The organism is Sphingomonas bacterium, from assembly GCF_903644135.1.
Classification (GTDB): Bacteria; Pseudomonadota; Alphaproteobacteria; order Sphingomonadales; family Sphingomonadaceae; genus Sphingomonas.
Genome location: NZ_CAHJXA010000292.1, coordinates 1 through 3,644, shown reverse-complemented (window position 1 = coordinate 3,644; position 3,644 = coordinate 1). Strand labels below are relative to the sequence as shown.

Below are 3,644 nucleotides of genomic sequence, written 5' to 3'. Positions count from 1 at the left end.
ACCGGCTCGATCAGCCGCTCGCGCTGCATGGTGATCTTCATCAACCAGCTGCGCATGAAGATCGGCGTGATGTACGGCAACCCGGAGACGACGACGGGCGGCAACGCGCTGAAATTCTATGCCTCAGTCCGCCTCGACATCCGTCGCACCGGCGCGATCAAGGCGGGCGACGAGGTGACCGGCAACGCCACTCGCGTCAAAGTGGTCAAGAACAAGGTCGCGCCGCCGTTCAAGCAGGTCGAGTTCGACATCATGTATGGCGAGGGCATTTCCAAGATCGGCGAAATCCTCGATCTTGGCGTCAAGGCGGGCTTGGTCGAGAAGTCGGGTGCCTGGTTCAGCTATGACAGTGTTCGCATCGGTCAGGGTCGCGAGAATTCGAAGAACTACCTGCGCGAAAATCCCGACATGGCCGATCGTCTGGAACGAGCGATCCGTCAGCGGACCGAGAAGGTCGCCGAGGAGATGATGACCGGGCCGAGCGAAGACGACGATCTTTGATCTGAGCGGCCATCTCCGATAAAACCACGCCTGGGTGTGACCTTTGTGACTTTAGCGGGTCGGGGGAGCGGCGGATGCGGGCGGCAGAGTGGAGTGGCGGAGTCGGCGAGACCTGGGCGCGCGAGTGGCAGCGTACCGATCGAAGTTTCGCCGGGCTTGAGGACTCGCTGCGGCAAGCCATTCTGGCGGCGGCGGGTGGAGCAGACAGGCTGGTCGATCTGGGCTGCGGCGCGGGCACGACCAGCCTGGGCATCGCTGCCGCTCTACCCGATCGGGGGGTGATCGGCCTCGACCTGTCGGGCGACCTGATCGCGGTGGCGGAGGCTCGGCGACTGGAGGCGAGAGCCGGGACCTGCCGCTTCCTCGCCGGTGACGCCATCGCGGAGGTGGCGGCGCTGGCACCGGTCGACCTGTTCTTCTCGCGTCATGGCGTCATGTTCTTCGACGATCCGCTTGGTGCCTTTACCAGCTTCGCGGCAGCGGCGGCACCCGATGCCCGGCTGGTGTTCTCCTGCTTCACCGCGCCGGCCGACAATCCTTGGGCGACGGATACCGTGGCCGCGGTGACTGCCGACGACGCCCAGCCGCTGCCATCGCCGGCGCCGGCCGCACCGGGGCCGTTCGCCTTTGCCGATCCGGCCCGTGTCGCCGCGATCCTTGCCGACAGCGGTTGGGCAGCCGGTTCACCTCAGCGGGTGGAGTTCCCCTATGTGGCCGGCGTCGGCGAAGACCCGGTCGCCGATGCGCTTGTCTTCTTCGGCGGCATCGGTCCCGCCGCCGCGGCGCTACGCAACGCATCGGAAGCGATGAGGCCCGCGCTGCTGGACCGGCTGGCGGAGGTTTGTCGCCGCCGCTGCAACGGCGGCGAGGTGGCGTTTCCAGCCTCGGCCTGGCTCTGGTCGGCAACGCGGCAGGGCAGCGGCCGGTGATCATCGTCCATCATCTCGAAAACTCGCGCTCGCAACGCATCCTGTGGATGCTCGAGGAGCTCGGACTGGCCTATGAGGTGAAGCGCTACGAACGCGACAAGGCGACGATGCTCGCCCCGCCGGAGCTGAAGCGGGTGCATCCGCTCGGCAAGTCGCCGGTGATCGTCGATACCGACGCGGACGGACGGGTGATCGCCGAGACCGGCGCGATCATCGACTATCTGGTCGAGAAGGCGGACGGGCGGCTCGGCCCGCCGGCGCACCGCGACGACGCGCTGCGCTATCGCTTCTGGACGCACTATGCGGAAGGATCGTTGATGCCGCCGCTGCTCGTCACGCTGATCCTCGGCCGCATCCCGCTCATCGGCAAGCGCGCGCAGAAGCGGGTCAGGCCGATGGTCGACGTCCATCTCGATTATGTCGACAGCGAACTGGCGCAGCATCGGTGGTTCGCGGGCGATCAGCTGACCGGGGCCGACATCATGATGAGCTTCCCGTTGGAAGCGGCGCGATCCCAGGCCGGTCTAGATGAGCCGCGGCCGGCGACGATCGCGTGGCTGGAGAAGGTCCATGCCCGCCCGGCGTACCAGCGTGCGCTGATCGCAGGCGGTCCCTACGCCTTTGCCTAGGCCGCGCATCGGATCAGCGCAGGGCGACGGCTTCGGTATCCGGCGGTAGCGCCGGGCGAAGGTCGCCTTCCCATCGCGCCACCACCGCACTGGCCACCGCATTGCCGACGACGTTGGTCGCCGTGCGCCCCATGTCGAGGAAATGATCGACGGCAAGGATCAGCAACAGCCCCGCCTCCGGGATGTGGAAGGCGGGCAGCGTCGCGGCGATGACGACGAGGCCGGCGCGCGGCACCCCGGCGATCCCCTTGGACGAGATCATAAGATACAGCAGCATCGCGACCTGCGTGCCGAGGTCGAGATGGATGCCATAGGCCTGCGCGATGAACAGCGACCCGAACGTCATGTAGATCATCGACCCGTCGAGATTGAACGAATAGCCGAGCGGCAGGACGAAGCTGGCGATGCGGTTGGGCACGCCGAACCGCTCCAGCGCCTCCAGCAGGCGGGGATAGGCGGCCTCGGACGAGGCGGTGGTGAAGGCGACCAGCAGCGGCTCGCGGATGTGGCGAATCAGCTCGCGCGCGCGGCCGCCGATGATCGCAAAGGCGGCGGCAAACAATATCCCCCATAGCAGCAGCAGCGACAGGTAGAATCCGCCCATGAAATAGGCGAGCTGGCCGATCACGCCGGCCCCGCGCTCGGTCAGCGTCGCCGCCACCGCCGCGAACACCGCGACCGGCGCGAACCGCATGACATAGTCCGTGATCCGCAACATCACCGCGACCAGTGCGTCCACTGCGCGGACCAGCGGCGCGGCTGCCTCGCCGACCGCGGTGATCGCGACGCCGACGAACAGCGAGAAGACGACGATCTGCAGGATCTCGTTGGTCGCCATCGCGTCGATCATCGACGATGGCACGATATGGGTGACGAAGCTCGCCAGGCTGAACCCCGCCGTCTCGACCCCCGCCGTCGCGCCGGCGACGGGCAGCGGCAGGTTCACGCCGACGCCGGGACCGAGCAAGGTCACCATCAGCAGGCCGAGCGACAGCGAGACGAGACTCGCCCCGACGAACCAGCCGATCGCGCGACCGCCGACCCGGCCGAGCGCGCTGGTGTCGCCCATCTGCGCCACGCCCGACACCAGCGTCGCGAACACCAACGGCGCGATGATCATCTTGATCAGACGCAGGAACATCGTCGTCAGGATGCTGATGTTGCCGGCGATCGCCTTCAGCCGTGCGGCCGCGGCCGGGGTGCCGTCGTCGAGCCAGCCGTTGAGCGCCAGGCCGACGAACAGTCCGGCGACCAGGCCGGCGATAATGTAGAGGGTCAGCCGTCTTGCCATTCGAAGCTCCCGCGTGATGCGTGAGCCAAGGGGATTGCGGCGATCCGGTCAAGAACCCTATTGCCGGGGTGATTGCGGCGACCGTCCCGACCTTCGCCGGCCATGGGAGAGCTTGATGCCGTTTCGTTCCGCGGAGACGGCGGTGCCGGTGCTGGTCAATCGTGGCGGCGGCACGGCGGCGGGGCATGGCGCGGCGCTGGCCGAGCGGGTCGAGGCGGCGTTTGCCGCCGCCAGGGTCGCGATCGCGTTGCAGTTGGTCGACGGCGGCGAGATGGCTCGCGCTGCGGCAGCGGT

3 protein-coding genes and 1 pseudogene are annotated in these 3,644 nt (G+C 67.6%); 3 read left to right on the top strand and 1 reads right to left on the bottom strand.

Annotated elements, in window-relative coordinates:
* From HUU96_RS13180 to HUU96_RS13170, 3 genes and pseudogenes are all read left to right on the top strand, one after another.
* Positions 1–501, top strand: a pseudogene (locus tag HUU96_RS13180) (recombinase RecA); the annotation flags it as partial.
* A gap of 74 nt (positions 502–575) precedes the next feature.
* Positions 576–1,430 carry a class I SAM-dependent methyltransferase gene (locus tag HUU96_RS13175; RefSeq protein ID WP_174293218.1) on the top strand — a complete coding sequence of 285 codons (855 nt, stop codon included), beginning with the start codon at positions 576–578 and terminating at the stop codon, positions 1,428–1,430.
* A complete protein-coding gene (locus HUU96_RS13170; protein ID WP_174293217.1) occupies positions 1,427–2,059 on the top strand; it encodes a glutathione S-transferase family protein in 633 nt (210 codons plus the stop codon). The genes HUU96_RS13175 and HUU96_RS13170 overlap by 4 nt, the downstream gene beginning before the upstream one ends.
* A gap of 13 nt (positions 2,060–2,072) precedes the next feature.
* Here HUU96_RS13170 and HUU96_RS13165 read toward each other — a convergent pair whose 3' ends face one another.
* Positions 2,073–3,350, bottom strand: coding sequence for a dicarboxylate/amino acid:cation symporter (locus tag HUU96_RS13165; RefSeq protein WP_174293216.1), 1,278 nt, complete (start codon positions 3,348–3,350; stop codon positions 2,073–2,075).
* Positions 3,351–3,644: the final 294 nt, after the last annotated feature.